Origin of the sequence: Neobacillus driksii (assembly GCF_013409995.1) — a bacterium.
Taxonomy (GTDB): Bacteria; Bacillota; Bacilli; order Bacillales; family Cytobacillaceae; genus Neobacillus; species Neobacillus driksii.
Genome location: NZ_JACCBX010000026.1, coordinates 1 through 21014, shown reverse-complemented (window position 1 = coordinate 21014; position 21014 = coordinate 1). Strand labels below are relative to the sequence as shown.

Sequence of the window (21014 nt, the reverse complement as noted above, 5' to 3'; positions counted from 1 at the left end):
GTGCATTGTTAAAGTTATCCTTAATTGGGACGTTATTTTTTTTCTGATGTCTTCAACAATTCTGCATCGTTAACTAAATAAGAGAAGAGCTGACTACATTACTAGGACCTTTCTTTTCTGGTACTTTATGGATTTTTCATTGGTCGTTTTGGACCATATATTCTTTGGAATATGATTATGAACTTCTTGCTCGCCTTTCCTTATGTGCAATTTTCCAAAAGTTAAATTTATTTAAATTGGTTAATTTGAGACCCATTCACGTCTTTTTCACCTATATTTTTTATTCAATTGTTCTTTATGGGTATCAGATGTTCTTAACTAGACCTAAGAGCAGTTACTCCCAAAATGAAATATAAAAAGCATTAAGTGAAATATTTCACCTAATGACCTTCCTTGCAAAAACAAGAATAAGAAGATGGCCAGGACACAAACTATACTAAAAGGAGAGTTTATATTATGGATGAAAAGGGTTTAAAACAGAACGCTGATAATACTTTACCTACGAATAAACAGAAAACTTCAGATAAAATAGCAAGCCTTGATGAGTTGAAAAAAGAGCATGAACCAGAGTATGTCTTTTTATACTGGGATGAATTGAGATAAGAATCTTAAGAAGAGAAAATGAAATGTGTATTGGATATAATAATACCAAAATAAAGCAATTCTCCTTATCGAGAATTGCTTTTCATTTTGCCAAAATTAGCAGTAGGATATTCAACTAATGCACCCCGTTGTTAAGGAACAGTTTGTAATAAAAGATCATAAAAAATGCATATTTATAAAAATAAGGACATGCCTGGGGCTTCAGAATCTCGGCTGTTAAAGCCTAGTTTCTTATAAAATTCCTGTTTTCCTTTTGCACAAAATAATTGAACCCACTTAATTCCTTCTTCATCACATTTTTTAAGTAATGCATTCATTACTTTCTTTCCAATACCCTGTTTTTGATATTCAGGGTGAACCATTACATCACAAATTAGAGTTTGATAGATACCATCTGATAGTATTCGTCCATATCCTATTAAATATTTATTTTGATAAATAGAAACGGAATACCAACTATTACAAATAGCAGTATATAGTTGATCGTATGTATATAATCCTTTAGCATTCCATCCAGTTGTTTGATGTAATCTAATAAAGTCATCCTTGGTTGGATTCAATTCATTAAATTCAATCTCCATATTATTCTCCCCCTTGCTTTATCACTCAGTTCCTTCATTCTTAAATTATCCGTTCTTTTTTTTCATAAAATATAGCTATTAACCCATACATAATTCGTCCACCTTTAAGATTTTTTCTTCTTTAATAAAATAAGAAAAGCGATTCTTCGTTATTGAAGTATCGCCCCCTTACTTTAAGTGTAATACTTCACATCCATTACTTTAAATAATCATCTTCAATAACATTACGGATAACCAGTTCAAGACATCCTCTCTCCTAAAAGTTTTTATTATCTTCCTCAATTCCAATTCTCGGATGAATCTCATTTGTCAACGGTTGCTTATTATTAGAAATTGTTAGTTTAGTAAAGATAATAAAAAACAAGGCTAATTCAGCTATTATTAAAATATTTGGTACTACAATAATCAAATTACTAATAAAAAAGACAGTTAAAATTCCTAAGAATAACCCTAAATGATAAATTTTCAATCGGTGGTGCACATGTCTATATTGATGGAAAACAAAGGTAGTTGACAGGAAATAGAGCAATACAGATCCAAAAGCAAAAAATAAGATAAATGAGTAATGGACCTCATGTAAAAACAATAGTCTGATAGATGCTGCAATCATGCTCAAAGACATTAAAATAAACAGATGACCATAAATAATGATTTGGCCGGATGTTTGTAAAGACTTGTCGAGTTTCTTCTCCATGTTATCGAAATATTGCCACCACATCGATATAATCAGGATAAATGAAATGACCGCAAAGCCTATTGAATTCCAATTTCCTTTTGTAGGCTGAATGATCGCAAGTGTACTAATAAGAGCTTCCCCAAAAAGAATAATGGTAAATAAACCAAATCGCTCTAATAAATGAGCCGTATTTGTGGGAACCTTTTCTAAGCATTTTCGTCCAAGCACCGGGACAATGATATCAATAAGGATTCCCGTATACAACACAGCATATCGAACCCAAGAATCAAAAAAGAGGGACAATAATGAAATGACGATTCCAATCCAAAAATACCTTCCTAAAAAGAGGGCTGCTTGTTTTCGAACTCCCGTTTCTATACGCTGGACAATAAGATATTGGATTGCAGTCACTGCTCTTAAGCCAATATAACCAATTAAAAAAGAAAGATAATAAGAATCAAAATCAACTGATAAACTTGATGTCATAATTAGTACAAAAAACATTTGCAGAATTAAAAAGATACGGTGATGAAATAAATCTTTTCCAAACCGGTTAATAAATATGGTTTGCCCTACCCAAGCCCACCAGATAGGAATAAAAATTAATACAAACTTTACTAAATACTCTGTATGGATATGACCATCTTCAACATGAAGTAAAACATGAGTCGCAGCCGCAACCGCCGCCACAAATAACAAATCATAAAAGAGTTCTAACCAGGTCACTTTCTTTTCTTCCATTTCTGCACTCCCTCCAATTCTTTCTAGTTACTAGTATGATGGAAATATATAGTGATTGAAAGAGAAAATAAAATTGACATAGACCATTTACCATAGCTTGCAAAACACGAGCCGAATAATAAGAAAACGAAAGAGAAATCCTTACATCCTAAATTTTATGTAATAAACACTTCATTAAATTAAATAATCAGACAATTAGGTATAACGTCACTTCTTTCACTTTGGTATATTATGGTAACATGAGCGTAGTTTTAAACGAGGAGGAAATGTATGACCAAGACCATCGGCCTTATATGTGGTAGTTTACGAAAAAACTCTTATAATCGAATCATTGCTCAATCATTAACAGAGCTGGATGATTCCCTTCAATTTCGTTGGATCGAGATCAATGATCTGCCTTTGTTCAACGAAGACTTAGAAGTAAGCGTTCCAGAAGCAGTGTCATCATATAAATCTGCTATCCAGGACGTTGACGGTATCATTATTGTGAGTCCAGAGTACAATTCTGGGATTCCAGGCGTATTAAAGAATGCATTGGATTGGGCATCAAGACCTCGGGAATCCGCCGTTCTTAGCAGAAAACCGGTTGGTTTAATTGGTGCAACTCCTGGGGGATTAGGTACTGCCTTTGCTCAATTGCAAATTAAACAAGTACTAGAGGCAATGCAGGTTCATGTTCTTCCATTTCAAAAAGCGTTGATTTCCCAAGTACATAAAAAGATTGATTCTGATCAGAAAGTCCTTACAGACGAACAAACAAAACGTTATCTTCAACAATATTTACATCAATTTATTCATTGGGTCGATCACACTCCAGCTCTAGATTAATTGAAAAAGTTAAGCTTTTTCAATCATTTTTATTAAAATACAACTAACACATAATGGGTTTTTAGAAAATGAATTCCAGTAATCCGTTCAATTACATTGGAACAAACGAAGGAGTTTAACATCCATTTTCCAATCTATGAATCTTCTTCGATTACTTATACTTAATTAAAGGGAGGACAATAAAATGTCTGATTTCTATTCTCGTCTTAATAAAGATGATGCTGCCGTTCTTTTAGTTGATCATCAAACCGGCCTTATCTCCGGTCTTGTGCGTGACTATGGTGTTGATGAATTCAAGAACAATGTTATGGCTCTTGCTAACACTGCCAAGTTTTTTGATTTACCAGTTATTTTAACAACAAGCTTTGAAAACGGGCCAAATGGGCCACTCATGCAAGAATTGGTTGAACTTTTTCCTCATGCGCCAAAAATAGCTCGTCCTGGACAAATTAACGCATGGGATAATGAAGATTTTGTCAAAGCAATCGAAGAAACTGGAAAAAAACAACTGATCATTGCTGGCGTAGTAACAGATGTTTGTGTTGCATTTCCTGCACTTTCCGCTGTGAACGCTGGTTATGAAGTATTTGTTGCTACTGATGCTTCTGGAACATTCAGTAAACAAGTAGCGGATGGGGCATTAACGCGTATGGCCCATGGTGGGGTGCAGCTTCTGAACTGGTTTAGCATAGCGTGCGAATTACAACGTGATTGGCGCAATGATGTTGAAGGTTTTGGCGCTTTAATTTCTAGCCATCTTCCTGGTTATCAAAATCTTATTGGAAGCTATAGGGGAGCTCAGAGAGATTTCAGCAAGCAGCCTAATTAGAATAGCAGCTTATTTATAACTCACTTTTTCCAATATAAAGCTTCTGGCTTATTCAAGAAAAAGGCGTTTTTCTGAAGTAACTAAAGCCTAATTTCTCACTTACAACTCCTGAGAAATTAGGCTTTTTATATTTGTATCTCCTTAACGTTGTAAATCCGCGTTTTGCTGGTGGTACCCCCAAAAGAGCTAAGGACGATTGTTAAACTTAACTTCCCGGTTAGCTCAATAAGAAATGCTGCCACAATGACAGCTCCGACCTTAACCCTTGTACCCGATAGTTTAAGTACAGTTTTTCACAATCTTTATATTTTTTATCATTGCTGGATGATTACATTGAAAAAAACAGCCGTTGTAATATTCGTCAGTTGGCAGTTTTTCCGTAATTTAATCAAAAACCAGGAATTTAAATTATTGTACAAGGCAGTCTCTTGCGTGACTGTGTTTCGTTTAAATAATACTATCGGAAGTGAAATGAGCTTACACATCCAAGCTGTTGATGATAGCTAATATTTGATGATCTGTCCATTGGCCATTAATCTTTAGATTTTCTTTAGCTATACCTTCTTTTTTAAACCCTGCTTTTTCTAATACACGAATAGATGCTATATTGTCAGGCATAGCTCCTGCTTCAATTCTATGTAGTTTTAATTCTCTAAAAGCAAAGTCTACAACAAGTTTAAGAGCTTCTGTTGTATAGCCCTTTGCATTATACTCCTTATCTAAAGTAAATCCCGTATAACAGTTTTGGAGGTCCCCCCTAGCAATTTGAGTTAATGAAATGTCTCCGATAAGTTTATCAGTTGATGTTAAAAAGATTCCAAAAGCATATAATTGCCCTTCATCTGTCTTTTTTAATGCCTGCTCAATGCGTATTTTTTGATGTTCTTCTGTATAAAAAGCTTCTGGGAGTAATGGGCTAACTCGTTGAAAAAATTCGCGATTTCTAATATGTAAGTTAGCTAACTCGCTGGCATCAGAAGATTTGTAAAGTCGAAGATAAATATGTTGCCCTACTAGCTTCATAAAACCCCTCCAATATCTTTTTACTACCATTTTATTCTAATTAAGCAAAAGTATTATGTATTTCCTATTCAAACCACCGCATTTTTACATATATGTTTAATTTACTATGGTTTTAAAGTAAATTCTAATTACACTAACCTGTAACGTTAGTCGAATAACCTTACTCATAATATCCTTCTTCAAACACAAGAACGCTCTCTACTTCTTGCAAATCTGACGAATATAAACTGATACCATCCTTAAACGAAATAAGTCCTGTCTCATCTTCATCGAATGAACCATCCAACTCTCTAAAAAGCTTATTTAAATCATCGTAGGAGGTTTCAAGCAATGACCTTCCTTGAAATGTAAATTCCGCTGTTTCGAAAAATTCAACTGCTTCACATTCACCTTTTTCTTTAAAAATAGAAATGGCAAAAAGGGTAAGCATCTGTTAATACATCACTCATTGGCGATTTTTTAAATTTTTGAGGTTTAATTGTAATGCCTTTTGAAGTTGTTTCTCGTTCATACCAAATTTAATCATTCCTGCACCAACGTAAGGTATTATCTCAAATTTCATATGTACCTCCTATGTCTAACTTCTACCTGAATTTTAACATTTCTTGTTCAACTAAATGGCAGTTAGTTGAATATGAAAAAAGAGCTGCCTATGGCAACTCCACGATCTTTAACTATTGCACCACGGTAGTTCAATTATAATATAAAATGTGTTCACCAAAGTATTGCTATATCATTATAGAAAAAGTGGGTTCATCGAAGGTCATTTTATTTTCTTCTGAAAAACCAAATTTCAAATAAAATAATCTCCCCGCTTCATTTTCTGGATGAACCGTTATATAAAGACGGTTACAAGCAGGATGGTTATATCTAATATTTCTGATTAATTCATTTAATGCTTTTGATCCCAATCCGTTTCTTTGAAATCTTTTATCTATGAAAAAATGAAATAACCAGTAATCATCTTTACTATCTGGTGTATAATGCAGATTGAAAAAGCCTACCATCTTATTTTGATTGTAAATTCCATATGGTTCTACCATTTTTCCACCTGGTCTTATATATGCTTTAGCAAGAGCAATAGCGACGGGAGGATTAATAGATGCAACAAATTTCTGTTGTTCATCGTGGACAGATAGTTCAAGTGCTTCTCGCCAATTGTCTGAACTTATTAATTTAATACTTATATCTGACATACTAACACCTCATTTATTTTACTCAGTATTCAACTATCCCTGCTTACTTCGGTGAGTTGAATATATGGCGGGAGTATGACCCGAAAATTTATTTGTGATTTTTTAATCTTTTTTCCATTACTTCTGCCATTTGTTTTGAATTAGGATTTTCTTCATTTTGTAATTTATCAATTATGTTATGATAATCTGTTTCATTTCGGTTCTGACTTAATTTATATGCAGCCTGAATTTCTTCCACCTTAATCTTAAATCCAACTATCCCTTTCAGTTCACTTTCTAGGAGCTCAGGAGAAAGTTTATCCCATAAAACAGGATTTTCACGATTTTCTTCATATTTTTCTAGCATTATTGTTAATTCTTCTATTAATTCATTTTTCTCTAAAATGCTTGCTTTACCATATGCATGGACGGCTTGATAATTCCATGTTGGAACTTCTTCATGCCCATACCAAGAAGAAGAAATGTAAGCGTGCGGTCCCTGAAACATAACAAGCACATCTTCACAGGTTTCAAATGTTTTCCACTGAGGATTTCCATAAGCCATATGCCCAGTAATATAGTAATCATTACCTTTTTTATTTAACCCTAAAGGCAAATGAGTGGCTACTGGTTTCCCTTGATTTGTTGTGACAATCGTGCCAAAAGAGTTATTTTGAACAAAATCCCAAATTTCATCGACATTTGTGACCTTAAAATATTTTGGAATATACATAATAATCCCCCTTTAAAAAAATGTTATATAAGTATTTTGGTCATTATAATGTCCATTTGTTCTTCATCACCCATAAGTATTGACCTTTAAATATCCAGCGACTTCATTATTAAAATACACAAAAAAGAATTGCGAAGAAATATTGGATAATTCTTTTTCTAATTGTTCTAAGTTAAATGCCCTTTCCAGGTAGGCATTTTAATTACCTCCTTAGCATGTATATTATTGTTGCAAATGCAATAAAAATAACATATATTAAATTTAACCCAACTTTGTTGCGTTTGCAACAAAAAATAATGATAAAGAGGTCGAGTAAAGTGAAATATGTTTTTTATGTAGTAGGAATTTTAATATTAACCCTTGGTATTTCTTTCACAATACAATCAGACCTTGGAACTTCTCCTTTTGATGCACTTTTGGTAGGACTGTCCATAAATGTGGGGCTTACTGTGGGAAGTTGGGAAATAATAATAGCTTTAATATTGATATGTTGTAATTCATTGTTAAAAAGACAAAGACCAGAAGTTTTGGGGTTGCTAACAGCATTTATAACGGGTATTGGTATTGATATGTGGCTTTTTTTATTGCACAATTTGATAACACCTGAACTATGGTACAGCCAAGTTGTTTGTTTCGGAATCGGCTTAATTGTTATAGGATTAGGAACCGCAACATATTTATACACAAACTTTGCACCCATTCCAATTGACCGATTAACCTTAATCATACAAGAATTAACGAAAACAAATATATTTTTTGCGAGAACATTTATTTACCTCGTATCCCTGATGTTAGCTATGATTTCAAATGGACCAATTGGCGTTGGAACTTTATTAACCGTTTGTTTAGGTGGGATAATACTAAATACCTTCATGCCACTTACTTCAAAAGTAATAGATCGCATATTAATCCACTCTAGTACACCCAATTATGATAAAGATAAAAACCATTCAATATAGTAACGGGTTCAGTTACCTGTCACAAAATTTAATTTTGTAAATCAAATAGACCATCAAATTGTAATATAAAATGATGGTCTATTTTTATTGTTATACAGGCATTTATACTAGTAGATTTTATTTTTTTGTTACAGAATTTGTATACCAATTTGCAGACTAACAGACACTTCTATAAGGGTGCAAATTACGGTACATTTTAACCGGCAATTTTGCTAACAGAAATAAATTGGGAAAACGAAAAAAATCGCTTAACAGGAGCGTTAGCGATTTTTATTTATTATTGGGTCCTTCTTTAACTAAGGCTACCCGATAGTTTAAGTGTTATATTTCACAAAGTATTTCCCTTTATTATAGAAATGCTGCCCTTTTGTGACATAAAAAATCAGTTGCCAATGACAACTGATTTTTTTGAAATAAGTGACCTGAACAAATATATTAACTGCTTTTTTTAATTCCCCTTGTATTAAATACTTTAACATTGGAGGTGCAGCTAAAGTCGTAAATATTATTACAATAATAATTGAGGTGAAGTATTCTGGTTGTAACAAAGCTTCTTGTAGTCCAGTTGCTGCGATAATTAAAGCTACTTCTCCTCTTGATACCATCCCAGCCCCTATAAAAAATGATGAGCGTGAAGAAGAGCCTGTTGACTTCGCTCCTAACCGCACCACCTAACAACTTCGTGAGGACCGCAATGACCGATAAAGCTATAATAAAGCCTATTTGATTTCCTATTCCTTCAAAGGAAACATTTAAACCAATACTGACAAAAAATACTGGAACAAAAACAGCATAAGCGATTGGCTCTACTTTACTTTCTACAGTATGTCTGAAAACTGTCTGAGAAATAGCTAATCCAGCAGCAAAAGCTCCAATAATACCTGCCATACCTAACATATCAGCAAAATAAACAAAAGCAAAACAAATCACTAACGCTATTGAAATAACAGGTTCCGTAACTTTTAGTTTCGAAAGAGTTTTAAGTAATTTTGGAACTAAAAATACTCCGGCTAATAAAACACCGATAAAAAACACTATTTTTTTCCCGATTAGTAACCCAATTGAGATTTCTTCCCCAGTCCCAAGGAAACTTATCATAACAGCTAATAACACCACTACGAGTACATCATCGACTACAGCTGCACCAAGTATAGTACTTCCCTCTGGAGAATTTAACTTCTTCATATCTTTTAAAACTTGGACAGTAATACTTACAGAAGTTGCAGACAAAAGAACACCAATAAATAATGAATAAGAAGTGCTCAGTCCAAAAAGTTCTCCTATGCCAAATCCACCAATAAACGGCAGGATGATTCCTAGTACAGCCACAGCAAATGCTGCTTTCCAATTCTTTTTTAGTTGTTCTAGATCTGTCTCCAACCCAGCTAAGAACATTAACAAAATAACGCCTATTTCGGAAAAGTAGTGAATAAATTCATTGTTACTTATCCAACCTAGAACTGCTGGTCCAAGTATAATTCCAACTATAAGCTTTCCTAACACAGACGGTTGCCCTAACCTAACAGATATGTCCCCTGCCATTTTCGTTAGAAAAATTATTAAAACTAAATATAAATTAAAATCCATTATAACATCCCTTCATCACATCTGATTTACCGGTATAAACTAAGGTTAAAACACGTAAAAACCATTGTCAATATAGCTTCTTAAGCCTCATAAAGGTCATTTTTTTGTACCGAAAAATCATTTTAATCCCTATTATACGAATAGATATTTAAAATTGCTAACACGACGAATAATGAGGTCTAGTTAGTTGTTTTTTTTTAGAAAATCAAAATATGTAGTCTGAATAATACTGAAAATTTCTGAAAAATAGATTTAGGTTCCTTTGTAACTCAGAACTTCTTTTTATTATTATTAATTTAAACCATTAACCCTTCTTTAACAAACCTGCCAGTTAGCACAATAAGAAAAGGGGATAGCCGCAGCTATCCCGTGTTTAACATAAGCACCCGTTAGTTGAATAAAGAATACAATAAAGTTTGACTTTAATTTGGTTAATAGTAGAGATATTCTGTACATTCTCGCTTGTTTCAAAAAAATAACAACACCTTTTAAAATATTAAATTTATTGTTATTTTAACAGTTGTTCTTCTTTAACAATACTGCTTTGAACAACTAAGTAGAAAACTTATTACACTGATTTTATCTTATTTTCATTTGTAATTATTTTTTCCACAATGTATTGATAGCCATAGATAAAAATTGATAATAATACACAAATAAAATACCAAATGGTATGATTTATTTTTTTAAATTTAAATATATCAAATTTTTCCCACATAGAACCAAGTAGAAAAGCATTAAAAATATTCGCAATGGCATTGGTAACAAGATATTTTGGAAAATTACCGTAAGCTAGTTTAAATATCCATAGCGTTGCTACAAAATATGGTCCTAATATATATGAGAAATCTACATTACCAGGGGAAAGTGGATTTTTATTTATCCACCATCTTCTCTTATTTCCGATGACACTAAATACACTTAAAAATAAGTTAATAAAACTTGCTACGGGTAAATACCTTACAAGTGATTTTTTATCCATGAACAGCACAGAAAGCCATGGAATGATTATCATAGATAACGAAAATGCTTTCTTTTTATTCATCTCAACCAACTTCCTCCAGAATGTTTTTTTTATCATTCCTCAGGCTTAGCTTTTTTATTAACCTTTTCAACTATCCTGCTTCGTTACTAGAATAAAGAAAAGCGACAATTCTATTTGAAAAGTCGCCCAAGTTCATTATTTTTTTAAAACCTTAGCTAATTTAAACAGGAGAATTCCCAAACCTACTGTAAGAGCTAATATAAAAATAGACATCAGTATATTTGCTATCATCGACCATCATCCTTTACTGGATACTTAAGCCAATTTTACCACTATTTCCAATGTTTGTGTTTTGAACTTTTATTGAATTATCCTGCCCGTTAGCTGAACAAGCAAAAAAGACAGCAGCACCGATCTCATCTTTCACTATTGCACCCGTTAGTTGGACAAGACTCTACTCAATCATCTGGATTTTCTTTTAGAACCCAAGGAATTTTAGCATCAAAGCTTAACTGTAGGACAGGGTTTGGAAATCCTTATAAAAAAAATGAAAATGATTTTATTGAAAATACTTTTGATTAGTCTGGTTGTCCGCAGTGGAAGCAATCGGTACAAACTCTAAATCATCTGAAAATCCAACTGTGAAATTGTCCATCTCAATAGTATTTTTTTCATTAAAGTTAGTGTCTGTACACAATTCTCCTTGTAGCACTCTGCCCACAAGATGATAATGCCCTATGTATAACCGTGTCCTCGCTTCCTCCGCTGGAAATTCAGAAAGGTGTGCTGGTTTTGCTGGATTGATCCCTAGTTTAGTGAATACATTAGAAACAGACGTCCTTAAATTCTTACAAGCCTCAAAATAATTTTTACAGTATAAGCAATTACAGACTGGTATATCTTTGCTGTAAAATTCTCGTGTCTTATCAATATCAACTTCTATTAACCATTTTCCTATTCTAATCTGTTGTAGCATTACCATTCCTTCTTCCTGTCACATCCCCGAATATTCTCTTTTTAACAAATATAAATTCGGCGACTCCAAATAACAATCCTTCTTGTACTAAACTGCCCCGTTACTACAACAAGAAAAAAGCCGCCAAAAATAGCAGCCTTTCTTCATTTTTGTGTTATATGTGTATATAGCCGATTTGTTTACTCACCTACTAGTCCATCACCATCACGTTCGTCCATATATTTATATAGCCATGAATCACGCGTAATTGGCATCTTAAAGCCAGCAGCTTTGGCTTCAGAGATTGTAACACTTCCATTATGATTGGTATCCACCTTACTAACATCTTCATTGCTACTTACCGTTTCGTTTGCCGGTACATTGTTTGTTTTCGGTGGCGTACTGCTCGTACCTGTCGTTTTCCCTAAATTTTTGTTCACTTCATCTGGGTTTACATTGTCAAATTCATCTGTAATGGTTCTGCCCTGAATTTTGTATGTGAATTTATAATGGTTAGGAATTTGCGTCTGAGTATTTGGATATTGAATCACTGCTACGAAATCTGTACAACCTCCAGCATCTCGAATTACTTTTTCCATATAAGCTTGATCGCCGTGCCTATTGAGAATGCTGTCTTGAGGTGTAATGTTATATGCGTTAGATACTCCCCCAAGTGAGTCAGCAATCACATGACCTTCATCTAATTCTTGACTCTCTGTTCCGGGAACCTTTGCTTCATCAGAATAGTATCTCCCAGACGATAAAACATTTTCAGTATTCGGATTTTGGAGTGTTATATTTTTTGCCTCAACACGAATTAGCTGTCCGTATTCATTTGTAAAAGCCCAATATTCCCTGTCGCCATACCCGACATCAACTCTTACATTCGGCTTTCTAGAACCTGACATATCTCCACCATCTACTACAATTTGTGTATATTTATCGTAGTCAAAGTCACCATTAACACTTGTTATCGTTGGTGTACTAGTGGCAGGAACGCTTGGACTGTCTCCGCTTTCGCTATTCGTTTTTTCTCCCTTTTCTTTAGCCTCATCTACACCCTGTTCCTTTTGTTTCTCTTCTATCTTTTTTTCAGCATTATCCTCTTTGCCAGTTGTTTCATTTGATGAACAAGCTGCAAGGAAAACTAATAAAAACGCCATAAATATATAGGTTAATTTCTTCATGAATTATCCCCTTTTTGTCAATATCTGCAGAAACACCAATACTATTATAGTACTAAAATACTTCAATAAACGAATAAATTATAATTTAAAAAGGATTCCAAGCTAAAGCTGAAATACTTTTAATCTTAACTCCAACAAATTTATATTCCCCATATAATAATCCTTAATGTTATTAACCTAGTTATGGTAAACTCCTTATTCCATTAAACTGCTTCTTTAGTTGAACAAGAAAAATAAGGTTAGAGTTGCGAACTAATGTACGCTATGTTACAACTAAGGTACGTCCCCTGTGGATTGTAAAGTCTTTAAAGGAGTGATTATAAAATGAATAAAACAGATTTCATTAATCAAGTAGCAAAAACCGCAGAACTTTCACAGAAAGAAGCATCTAAAGCAGTAGATGCAGTTTTTGATACTATTATGGAAGCATTAAAAAATGGTGATAAAGTTCAATTGATTGGCTTCGGTAATTTTGAGGTTCGTGAACGTGCTGCACGTTCAGGTCGAAATCCACAAACTGGGGAAGAAATTCAGATAGCAGCTGGAAAAGTTCCCGCTTTTAAGGCTGGTAAAGCTCTTAAAGATGCAGTAGCTGAAAAGTAATAAATAATGATCTTTAGTGTTGCATACAAAAAATGAATGACCATTTAAGTCACTCTTAACTAAATCAGTTCAGAAATCTATATGACCTATGATAATTAGGAGATTTCGTGTTTATGTGATACACTTTATTTACCATTTGATTTACTGTTTACATGTTCCCCACTCATTCGTGAGTGGGGTTCCTTGTTTTTAAGGTAAATAAAAAACAGACTCTAAAATAGAGCCTGTCTATATCCAACATTATTATTTATTATTAAGCTTTACGAACGTTAGTAGCTTGGGGTCCACGTTGACCTTGCTCTACTTCAAAAGTAACTGCTTGACCTTCGTCTAAAGATTTGAAACCTTCGCTTTGGATTGCTGAGAAGTGAACGAATACATCGTCTCCAGCTTCGCGTTCGATAAATCCAAAACCTTTTTCTGCGTTAAACCATTTTACTTTACCTTGTTCCAAGTGTGTTTCCTCCTGCTGCGTGCTTTTGCACACATATATTACTATCCTTGCTCCCAGTGATCATTTAGATGAAAAGTTCAACTAATACTATCCTTTACACCGAACAAAAATAATTCTTCCTTCGAATACCATTTTTTGAAAGTGTTTGCAAGATTACAATCCATTATGTGAATTTATGTCACTTTCTAGCAAATAAGCCGAAAGTAAACAAGTAATGAATAAAAAATCACATATTCTCGGCTTAATAAATAACTCGTTATTGAGTTAAAGCACCCGATAGTTTAAGTGCAATATTTCACAAACTTTTTTAAAGTCCCCCATTTTAGTAGCTGAATATTTGAAAAGCCCTCTTAGTTAAGATATCTCCCTTGTCAAAACAAAAAATTATTAATTTTCCATGCAATTTTACATAATTGATAAGAAAATACCAGATACTTGTTAGAGAATATAAAATTAATCTTAATAAGGAATTGATTATATGGATAATAAAAAGGCTGCAAAGTTAACTGCGGGTGAGTTAGCACACTGTTGGGAACAGTTAATGAATTATAGTATGTCAAATGTTGTTTTGGAGTATCTGACCTTAACAACAGAATTAGAAGAAGTTAATTCTCTTTGTATTGAGGCGCGTTCTATTTCTAAATCTGCTGTACTATTTTTTGAATCTGTTCTACGAAGTGAAAACTATCCAATCCCCAAAGGCTTTAACATTAAAGATGATTTAAACCCAAATGCCCCTAAGATGTATACGGATGTTTTTATACTATTTTATTTAAATAATATGTCTAAAATTGGAATGTCCTTAACAAGTATGGCACTATCCGATTCAGTAAGGGAGGATATCCGTAATTTTTTCCATAAACAATTAAAAAACAATTCAAGTTTATTTGAACGGACAACAACTATTCTATTGGAAAAGGGAGTATTTGTAAGACCTCCTTCAATTACCTCCACTCATGAAACAAACCCAATTGCAGATAAAGGATTTTTGGGTAACTTCTTTAATGATAATAGAGAATTAACGGCAAGAGAAGCAAATGAGCTACACAAACATGTTTTTATGAATTATATCGGTAAAAACTTATTAATTGGATTTATTCAATCTACATCTAATCAGCAATTAATGAGTTTATTGCAACATGGAAAAGAATTATCTTTAAATATTATAGACAAATTAGGTGATATTTTAGTTCAAAATGATTTGCCTATTTCAATGACTTGGGATACGAATGTTTTGGATGGTAAAACATCTCCTTTTTCAGATAAATTAATATCTTATATATTAGACCAACTAAATCGTGATGGTATCGCCAGTTATGGGTATAGTGCAGCAGTAAGTATCCGAAAAGATTTAAAAACTACATATGCAAAGATAATTGCAGATGTGTATCAATATGAAGAAAATATAAAATCCTTTATGATAAAAAATGAGTGGATGGAGAAACCTCCTGTTGCACTAAATAGGGATAAGCTTGCTCAAGACTAAAGAAAAATAAAGCTACCAAGTACGGTATCTTTTTGTTTTTTAAAGGAGTATTCCAAATCTCCTTTAAGAAATGGTGAGTGTACCAGAATATATGAAAGCCATTATTCCACTAACCTGCCTCGTTAGCTGAATAACAAAAAAAGATCGCCGCAGCAACCCTGATTCTTTAACTCTTGCCCCAGTTAGTGAAATAAGTAAAATAATAACGTCAACCCGTGTAAGGCTAACGCTATTCGTAATGCCGCTCATTCTAAGAAATAATTCGCAATGTAATTTTCTAAAGGCATTTTTAGTGGCAATTATGGACCAAAATTATATTTCCATTTTTTGTATATCGAAACATTCTAATAGTGAAAACTATAGCAGAGCAAGGCAATAATCTCCTTTGATTACACCCTCCATGAAATGCCTTGCTCCACTGGTTACCTTTCTGCCAAAAGTCGTAGAGAACTTAACGTCAATTTCTAGAAGAATTTCTTGGGTAAGAAAAAATATCTATCTTAACCATGCTTTTGTTTCTTTTCCTTTTTTCGACGCTTCTCTTCCTCTTTTTTAAGTTTCTCTTCTTCTTTATTTCCGCCATTAATAGGATGAATTATTATATTGTCGTTCTTTGGTGGTACTTCTGCAGAATCAATTCCTTTTATATAAAGTTCATTATTCACTCTGTAGACACTATCTGGTTGCAGAAAATCTGCTGTATCCGTTCCGAAAGCTTCCATCATTGCTTTAAACATTAACTGCGAGATTTTTGTTGTATTTCCACTCATATAGTTACCCAGTCCGTTTTGTGCGTAACCCGTCCAGACAGCCATGGTGTATTGTGGTGTATACCCTGCAAACCAGCTATCATTTGTAGCTGAGCTTGGGTATCCATATTTAGCTCGAGTTTTTTCATCAAAATTGGTTGTACCTGTTTTCCCGGCAACATCCAGTCCAGGAACATTTGCTGTTGTTCCTGTCCCAGCATTTACGACTGTTCGTAACATATCCGTTACCATATAGGCAGTGTAATCCTGCATAACACGCTTTGATTCCCCCGCAAACTGAACCTCTGTGCCATCTGCCAAAACTACCTTTTGGACGAAATGCGGTTTATTGTATTGACCATTGTTTCCAAAGGCACTGTAGGCCCCTGCCATGTCTAAAGGACTTACGGTATTGCTCCCGATCGAGTAGGATTCATATACTTCATTATTTTTAAACGTAATCCCCAGTGATTCTGCAAAACTCTTAGCCTTATCCATCCCAACCTCTCTGATGGCGTGCAGCGCCGGGATATTGTATGAATTTTGCAGGGCCGTCCGCATCGTCAGCATTCCATGATATTGATGATCCCAGTTGGAAATGGGCTGACCCGTTGAATAGGTTGTCTTCTGGTCATTGATCAAATGAGCAGTGGACCATTTTAAGTTTTCAATCGCAGGTCCATAATCAAAAATCGGCTTAAAGGATGATCCTGGTTGACGTTTGATATCTACGGCAAAGTTGTGACCTAAGAATTTAGCCTTATAGTCATTTCGACCACTCCCGATTGCCCTGACTTCACCCATTTTGGTATCTAAAAAAACGAAGGCTCCCTGAAAATTCGCATCCGGATAGGCAATGATTTCATTGGTATTCATCATTTTGTCCACAAAATCCTGTGCTTTTGGATTCAGGGTTGTATAAATCGACAATCCGTCCTCACTGATGTCGACATCCTTTAGTTTTCCCTTTACCTCTTTCACAGCTGCATCCAAGAATGCTTCATAAGGCATACTTTGCTGCGTATTTCTTGCTACAAGTCCCTCTGTTACAGGAATTTTTTCTGCTTCCTTCATTTGTTTTTCCGTGATATAGCCATCTCGATGCATCGAGCTTAAGACAATGTGACGACGCTTCGTGGCTGCTTCTTTGTTTTCCGGTATGGTTGGATCATAATTATTCGGACTCTGTGTCAGTCCAGCTATCATCGCTGCCTGCGCAAGCGTCATTTTTTTCAAATCATTGGACTCAATACCATAGTAATTCTTCGCTGCGGCAGCCACTCCGTAAGATCGGTTTCCAAGGTAGATTTTGTTTAGATACATCATTAAAATGTCCTGCTTGGAATATTTTTTTTCCAATTGATACGCTAAGTCCCATTCTTGCACTTTACGTTTCAGTGTTTTCTCTGGAGACAAAAAAGAATTTTTAATGACTTGTTGTGTAATCGTACTACCTCCCTGAGATCCGAAATCCCCGGTTACGTTCACAAAAATCGCCTTAGCTGTCCGTTTGAGGTCGATTCCAAAATGTTCGTAAAAATGGGAATCCTCGGTGGCAATAAATGCATGTGCCAAAACTTTTGGCACTAGATTGTACGTAATTTTTGTCCGTTTTTCCTTCCCGTATTCATAAAGGAAGTTCCGGTCTTTATCATAAAATTTAGTAGAAAGCGGATCCACCAGCTTTGAAGAATCTAAGGTAGGTGTACCCTTAATCATTGAAGCGAACGTAATGGCTCCTGCTCCTGTCGAAACAAGACCGAGCACCATACAGACAATAACCAGTTTTTTTAACAACGATCCTTTTTTTAATATTCCAATACTTCTTTGTTTATTTTGACTTGTTTTTTCAGCTTGTTTTCGTTCCTCACGAGATTGATACGTTTCTTCTGACATTCATCTTCTCTCCCATGTAAAGTAAATCAAACTCATTTTTTGAAATAAAGCCTTTTCTATAATTATTATTTAATAAGATTAATATTCGGATTATCCTTTTCATGAACTCCTATATAACGGATTGAAGAACCATTGATCCAATATTTCCCTTGGTCACCCTTCGCAAGAAAGTATTTGCGTTGTTCAATCTTTTTTACTATTTCTTGTATAACTTGTTCCTTACTAATATCAGCCTCTTTGATTATTCTTTCTCGTTTTATATCATCCTCAAAGGTATAACAAACCACAAATTCCTTCATACTATCTCCCCCATTTAAGAATCACCAAGTTGATCAACCTCAACAAATCTACAGTTGGATGTTAATATACTTGAGCCATTTAAATAGGTTCGTAAGAAACCTTAAATTTATGAGGGATTCTGGATTTTATTTTCTACTTCATCTAAACCAAAAATAAGTAAGCGCTGCCGCAGCAACTCATTTCTTTTCAACTAACCTACCACGTTAGCACAACAACAAAAGACCGCCGCAGCGATCCCATCTTAAACTCTTGCACCCGTTAGTTTAAGTACATTTCTTCACAAACTTAGCTTTTTTACAGGAAATGTGCACCGTTACTTGAATAAAGAAAAACGACTGTTTTTATTTCGCAATCGCCCCTTTAATTCAAATAAGGATCATTATTACTTAGGAATAAGCTCCGTATTGGAAAGTCAAATTATTTTTCAATCATAGACAGCAATACTTTTTCCATTTCTACTTTAGATAATTTATCAGCAATTAATACGATTTTGTACCCTTTTTCTGGCACAGTTACCCTCATACCGACCCACGGGTCTTTAGAGGAAACATAATCAAACTGAAATCCATTTAAAGAATAGGATTTAGGTTTTTCAAAAAAACCAGTCTCTTCCAGTTCTATATCAGCCTTTTGATTTATTTCCAGCTGTTTTGTCGAAAATGTTGATCCTCCATTGCTATAATCTAATGAAACAACTGGTTCTTCATCTACATTTTGAAGAGAGTAGTTTTCTTCAACTTGTTTATATCCTTCTGGTATATATGTTGGTTTTGTAATGGTGTAGCTTGCGTACTGCTGTGCTTCTTTAAGTGCAAATTTTCTTGAGATAGAATGCTGTAATTCTTTAATTTGGTGTAATCTCGCTGCCTCTTCCTCATCAGGCTCTCTATTTTCTTTTTGTAACATACTGTTTAGCTCAAACTGTTCTTTATATAATTGACTATATTTGTTGAATTCATCTTTAGCCAAATTCTCTTCTGCGATTTCCATATGCAGTTCAAAGTAACTGATTTCTTCTTCACTCTCATCGGGATAGGCTTGCATTAAATTTTCTTTCGAACCAAATAATTGATTAATCAATGTTTCAGCAGCATCTGCAATATATGAACCCCCGAAAGTAAAACCTGCACCAATAATCATTACTGAAGCAACTGAAGCAAGCATCCACTTAGGGTATCTTTTCTTTCTCCTTTTTTCCATAATAGCTTGGTAGTTGTGATGAATATCTATTTTTTCGAATGTCTCTTTTTTAAATTTTTCAATATCTACTTGATGTTTAAAGTACATTTTTGCTGACCTTAATTCTCTTTCCTCCATATCCATCCTCCTTAATTTTCCTACTTAATAATTGGCGACCACGGGAAAGTCTTGTTTTTACTGTGCCAATATTAAGATTTAATATTTGTGATATTTCCTGAATAGAAAGCTCTTCAAAATAGAAAAGAGTAATAGGCAAACTATAATGTTTCGGTAGATCATAGACGGCGTTATGTATCTCTTCTTCCTGAACACTTCGGAGATAGGAGTCTTCACTGCTTTCTAGTTTCCTTTCAGGTAAAAAGTCAGATAAGACTTCTCTCCAAGATTTTCTAAAAGAACTCTTACATTCATTAATAACAATTCTTGCTAGCCAAGGAAATGGCTCTTCTTTATTCTTTAATTGATTCATTGAATTAAATGCCTTAATATATGCTTCTTGTACTTGGTCTTCTGCTTTTAACCAATCTTTGACGTATGTATAGGCAAGTCTAACAAGACGTTGTGTATACTTTTCTATCCATACTTCTAAAACTTCCCTGTTATTCAAGAATTCCCCTCCTTATCGATTTTGTTGTTTCTCTGTCTTTCGCAAGTAAGATGTAATTTAATTAAGAAAGGTTCCATTTTTCAATAAAAAAAGCTGCAATTATTTTGCAGCAGTTCTAATGGGGAAACATCCCGTGGCTTAACAAGGATTAATTATAGTACAAATATTCATCTTAAAACATTGGAAAATTAGAGATGATTTATTATATTAATTTCTTCTTCCGCTAACCTGCCCCTTTACTTTAAGTAGATTATTTCATAATCATAGTAAGTTCCACAGATAAGGCATTAATCCCTCCTGCTGAATCAATGCCTTCACTTTTTGGAATTAACTTTACTATTACTTTTTTTAGTTAACATATAGCTTTGTTTTATCATTTCGTAAATTTCTTCCTTTGGAACAGTACCGTCAAGAATTATCGAATTCCAGTGGTCCTTATTAAGATGAAATGCCGGAACTACCGAATTGTATATCTGACGCCAATAATCCAAAAAACCGGGTTCACATTTCACATTAATCCAAATATGTCCATCTTTTTCAAATATCCACGCAAATACTTTCTTGTTATCTATATGTCGCATTAACGTCCAATTCTTATCCCGAAATGGATAATCTTCATATGTATTACCCATCCCCATACAGTAACCGATAGCTTCCTCTCTATTTTTCATTGTTAACCTCTTCTCTAACACCTTGCTAGTTTTTTAATAAAGCTGCATCCTTAATTATAACCCTTGGACCCTTTATTGCACTAACCTGCTCCGTTCGTATTATAAGGTTAGCCAGAATGCTAAATATTTCTGGTTGACCTTATTTATTTTGGTCTTATTATATCAGTAGCCAGGGTAGAACGTATC

Annotated in this window: 22 protein-coding genes and 2 pseudogenes; 6 read left to right on the top strand and 18 right to left on the bottom strand. The window is 34.1% G+C overall.

Annotation, left to right across the window (positions count from 1 at the left end; all coding sequences use genetic code 11):
• The first annotated feature begins 456 nt into the window (after positions 1-456).
• Complete coding sequence (locus F4694_RS31365; protein WP_179603789.1) at positions 457-603, top strand: hypothetical protein; 147 nt, start codon at positions 457-459, stop codon at positions 601-603.
• 173 nt (positions 604-776) lie between these two features.
• Here the strand turns inward: F4694_RS31365 and F4694_RS31360 are convergent, their stop codons facing one another.
• Positions 777-1184 (bottom strand): GNAT family N-acetyltransferase, encoded by a 408-nt coding sequence (locus F4694_RS31360; protein WP_179603788.1) that lies wholly within the window; start codon positions 1182-1184, stop codon positions 777-779.
• A 256-nt stretch (positions 1185-1440) separates the two neighbouring features.
• Positions 1441-2601 (bottom strand): low temperature requirement protein A, encoded by a 1161-nt coding sequence (locus F4694_RS31355; protein ID WP_179603787.1) that lies wholly within the window; start codon positions 2599-2601, stop codon positions 1441-1443.
• 270 nt (positions 2602-2871) lie between these two features.
• Here F4694_RS31355 and F4694_RS31350 point away from each other — a divergent pair, with 270 nt between their 5' ends.
• Together F4694_RS31350 and ycaC are read left to right on the top strand one after the other, a co-directional pair.
• Positions 2872-3429, top strand: coding sequence for an NADPH-dependent FMN reductase (locus F4694_RS31350; protein WP_179603786.1), 558 nt, complete (start codon positions 2872-2874; stop codon positions 3427-3429).
• A 184-nt stretch (positions 3430-3613) separates the two neighbouring features.
• Positions 3614-4258 (top strand): isochorismate family cysteine hydrolase YcaC, encoded by a 645-nt coding sequence (gene ycaC / locus F4694_RS31345; RefSeq protein ID WP_179603785.1) that lies wholly within the window; start codon positions 3614-3616, stop codon positions 4256-4258.
• Positions 4259-4735: 477 nt separating this feature from the next.
• Here the strand turns inward: ycaC and F4694_RS31340 are convergent, their stop codons facing one another.
• The 5 genes and pseudogenes from F4694_RS31340 to F4694_RS31320 all read right to left on the bottom strand — a co-directional run.
• Positions 4736-5281: a GNAT family N-acetyltransferase gene (locus F4694_RS31340; RefSeq protein WP_179603784.1), complete on the bottom strand. Its 546-nt coding sequence runs from the start codon at positions 5279-5281 to the stop codon at positions 4736-4738.
• A 160-nt stretch (positions 5282-5441) separates the two neighbouring features.
• Positions 5442-5711, bottom strand: a complete 270-nt coding sequence (locus tag F4694_RS31335; protein WP_179603783.1) for a hypothetical protein — start codon at positions 5709-5711, stop codon at positions 5442-5444.
• A gap of 298 nt (positions 5712-6009) precedes the next feature.
• Positions 6010-6477 (bottom strand): GNAT family N-acetyltransferase, encoded by a 468-nt coding sequence (locus F4694_RS31330; protein ID WP_179603782.1) that lies wholly within the window; start codon positions 6475-6477, stop codon positions 6010-6012.
• Positions 6478-6565: 88 nt separating this feature from the next.
• Positions 6566-7189, bottom strand: a complete 624-nt coding sequence (locus F4694_RS31325; protein ID WP_179603781.1) for an FMN-binding negative transcriptional regulator — start codon at positions 7187-7189, stop codon at positions 6566-6568.
• A 75-nt stretch (positions 7190-7264) separates the two neighbouring features.
• A pseudogene (locus F4694_RS31320) lies at positions 7265-7378 on the bottom strand (GNAT family N-acetyltransferase); the annotation flags it as partial.
• A 128-nt stretch (positions 7379-7506) separates the two neighbouring features.
• Here F4694_RS31320 and F4694_RS31315 point away from each other — a divergent pair.
• Complete coding sequence (locus F4694_RS31315; protein WP_179603780.1) at positions 7507-8148, top strand: YczE/YyaS/YitT family protein; 642 nt, start codon at positions 7507-7509, stop codon at positions 8146-8148.
• A gap of 470 nt (positions 8149-8618) precedes the next feature.
• Here F4694_RS31315 and F4694_RS31310 read toward each other — a convergent pair.
• The 5 genes and pseudogenes from F4694_RS31310 to F4694_RS31295 form a co-directional block, all read right to left on the bottom strand.
• Positions 8619-9735: pseudogene (locus tag F4694_RS31310) on the bottom strand (cation:proton antiporter); the annotation flags it as partial.
• A 568-nt stretch (positions 9736-10303) separates the two neighbouring features.
• A complete protein-coding gene (locus F4694_RS31305; RefSeq protein ID WP_257029514.1) occupies positions 10304-10780 on the bottom strand; it encodes a hypothetical protein in 477 nt (158 codons plus the stop codon).
• Positions 10781-11024: 244 nt separating this feature from the next.
• Entirely contained in the window at positions 11025-11147 is a 123-nt protein-coding gene (locus tag F4694_RS32570; RefSeq protein ID WP_257029513.1) for a hypothetical protein, read from the bottom strand.
• Positions 11148-11279: 132 nt separating this feature from the next.
• Positions 11280-11696, bottom strand: coding sequence for a hypothetical protein (locus F4694_RS31300; RefSeq protein ID WP_179603778.1), 417 nt, complete (start codon positions 11694-11696; stop codon positions 11280-11282).
• Positions 11697-11875: 179 nt separating this feature from the next.
• Positions 11876-12862 carry a DNA/RNA non-specific endonuclease gene (locus F4694_RS31295; protein WP_179603777.1) on the bottom strand — a complete coding sequence of 329 codons (987 nt, stop codon included), beginning with the start codon at positions 12860-12862 and terminating at the stop codon, positions 11876-11878.
• A 324-nt stretch (positions 12863-13186) separates the two neighbouring features.
• On the opposite strand from F4694_RS31295, the gene F4694_RS31290 reads away from it, so the two are divergent.
• A complete protein-coding gene (locus F4694_RS31290) occupies positions 13187-13465 on the top strand; it encodes an HU family DNA-binding protein (protein ID WP_179603776.1) in 279 nt (92 codons plus the stop codon).
• A 253-nt stretch (positions 13466-13718) separates the two neighbouring features.
• On the opposite strand, the gene F4694_RS31285 is transcribed toward F4694_RS31290, so the two are convergent.
• The gene (locus F4694_RS31285; RefSeq protein WP_007083691.1) at positions 13719-13919 is read right to left on the bottom strand and encodes a cold-shock protein; all 201 of its coding nucleotides are present in this window, start codon (positions 13917-13919) and stop codon (positions 13719-13721) included.
• Between the two features lie 478 nt (positions 13920-14397).
• On the opposite strand from F4694_RS31285, the gene F4694_RS31280 reads away from it, so the two are divergent.
• Positions 14398-15405, top strand: a complete 1008-nt coding sequence (locus F4694_RS31280) for a DUF3231 family protein (RefSeq protein ID WP_179603775.1) — start codon at positions 14398-14400, stop codon at positions 15403-15405.
• Between the two features lie 500 nt (positions 15406-15905).
• On the opposite strand, the gene F4694_RS31275 is transcribed toward F4694_RS31280, so the two are convergent.
• From F4694_RS31275 to F4694_RS31255, 5 genes are all read right to left on the bottom strand, one after another.
• Entirely contained in the window at positions 15906-18050 is a 2145-nt protein-coding gene (locus F4694_RS31275) for a transglycosylase domain-containing protein (protein ID WP_179603774.1), read from the bottom strand.
• A 65-nt stretch (positions 18051-18115) separates the two neighbouring features.
• Positions 18116-18349: a hypothetical protein gene (locus tag F4694_RS31270; protein WP_179603773.1), complete on the bottom strand. Its 234-nt coding sequence runs from the start codon at positions 18347-18349 to the stop codon at positions 18116-18118.
• A gap of 418 nt (positions 18350-18767) precedes the next feature.
• Positions 18768-19667 (bottom strand): DUF4367 domain-containing protein, encoded by a 900-nt coding sequence (locus F4694_RS31265; protein ID WP_179603772.1) that lies wholly within the window; start codon positions 19665-19667, stop codon positions 18768-18770.
• A complete protein-coding gene (locus F4694_RS31260) occupies positions 19627-20157 on the bottom strand; it encodes an RNA polymerase sigma factor (protein ID WP_179603771.1) in 531 nt (176 codons plus the stop codon). Before F4694_RS31260 ends, F4694_RS31265 begins: the two co-directional genes overlap by 41 nt.
• Positions 20158-20471: 314 nt before the next feature.
• Complete coding sequence (locus tag F4694_RS31255; protein ID WP_179603770.1) at positions 20472-20828, bottom strand: MmcQ/YjbR family DNA-binding protein; 357 nt, start codon at positions 20826-20828, stop codon at positions 20472-20474.
• Positions 20829-21014: the final 186 nt, after the last annotated feature.

Coding starts and splice junctions, on each gene's coding strand:
- F4694_RS31365 (WP_179603789.1), top strand. CDS start 457: ATGGATGAAAAGGGTTTAAAACAGAACGCTGATAATACTTTACCTACG.
- F4694_RS31360 (WP_179603788.1), bottom strand. CDS start 1,184: ATGGAGATTGAATTTAATGAATTGAATCCAACCAAGGATGACTTTATT.
- F4694_RS31355 (WP_179603787.1), bottom strand. CDS start 2,601: ATGGAAGAAAAGAAAGTGACCTGGTTAGAACTCTTTTATGATTTGTTA.
- F4694_RS31350 (WP_179603786.1), top strand. CDS start 2,872: ATGACCAAGACCATCGGCCTTATATGTGGTAGTTTACGAAAAAACTCT.
- ycaC (WP_179603785.1), top strand. CDS start 3,614: ATGTCTGATTTCTATTCTCGTCTTAATAAAGATGATGCTGCCGTTCTT.
- F4694_RS31340 (WP_179603784.1), bottom strand. CDS start 5,281: ATGAAGCTAGTAGGGCAACATATTTATCTTCGACTTTACAAATCTTCT.
- F4694_RS31335 (WP_179603783.1), bottom strand. CDS start 5,711: ATGCTTACCCTTTTTGCCATTTCTATTTTTAAAGAAAAAGGTGAATGT.
- F4694_RS31330 (WP_179603782.1), bottom strand. CDS start 6,477: ATGTCAGATATAAGTATTAAATTAATAAGTTCAGACAATTGGCGAGAA.
- F4694_RS31325 (WP_179603781.1), bottom strand. CDS start 7,189: ATGTATATTCCAAAATATTTTAAGGTCACAAATGTCGATGAAATTTGG.
- F4694_RS31305 (WP_257029514.1), bottom strand. CDS start 10,780: ATGAATAAAAAGAAAGCATTTTCGTTATCTATGATAATCATTCCATGG.
- F4694_RS31300 (WP_179603778.1), bottom strand. CDS start 11,696: ATGCTACAACAGATTAGAATAGGAAAATGGTTAATAGAAGTTGATATT.
- F4694_RS31295 (WP_179603777.1), bottom strand. CDS start 12,862: ATGAAGAAATTAACCTATATATTTATGGCGTTTTTATTAGTTTTCCTT.
- F4694_RS31290 (WP_179603776.1), top strand. CDS start 13,187: ATGAATAAAACAGATTTCATTAATCAAGTAGCAAAAACCGCAGAACTT.
- F4694_RS31280 (WP_179603775.1), top strand. CDS start 14,398: ATGGATAATAAAAAGGCTGCAAAGTTAACTGCGGGTGAGTTAGCACAC.
- F4694_RS31275 (WP_179603774.1), bottom strand. CDS start 18,050: ATGTCAGAAGAAACGTATCAATCTCGTGAGGAACGAAAACAAGCTGAA.
- F4694_RS31270 (WP_179603773.1), bottom strand. CDS start 18,349: ATGAAGGAATTTGTGGTTTGTTATACCTTTGAGGATGATATAAAACGA.
- F4694_RS31265 (WP_179603772.1), bottom strand. CDS start 19,667: ATGGAGGAAAGAGAATTAAGGTCAGCAAAAATGTACTTTAAACATCAA.
- F4694_RS31255 (WP_179603770.1), bottom strand. CDS start 20,828: ATGAAAAATAGAGAGGAAGCTATCGGTTACTGTATGGGGATGGGTAAT.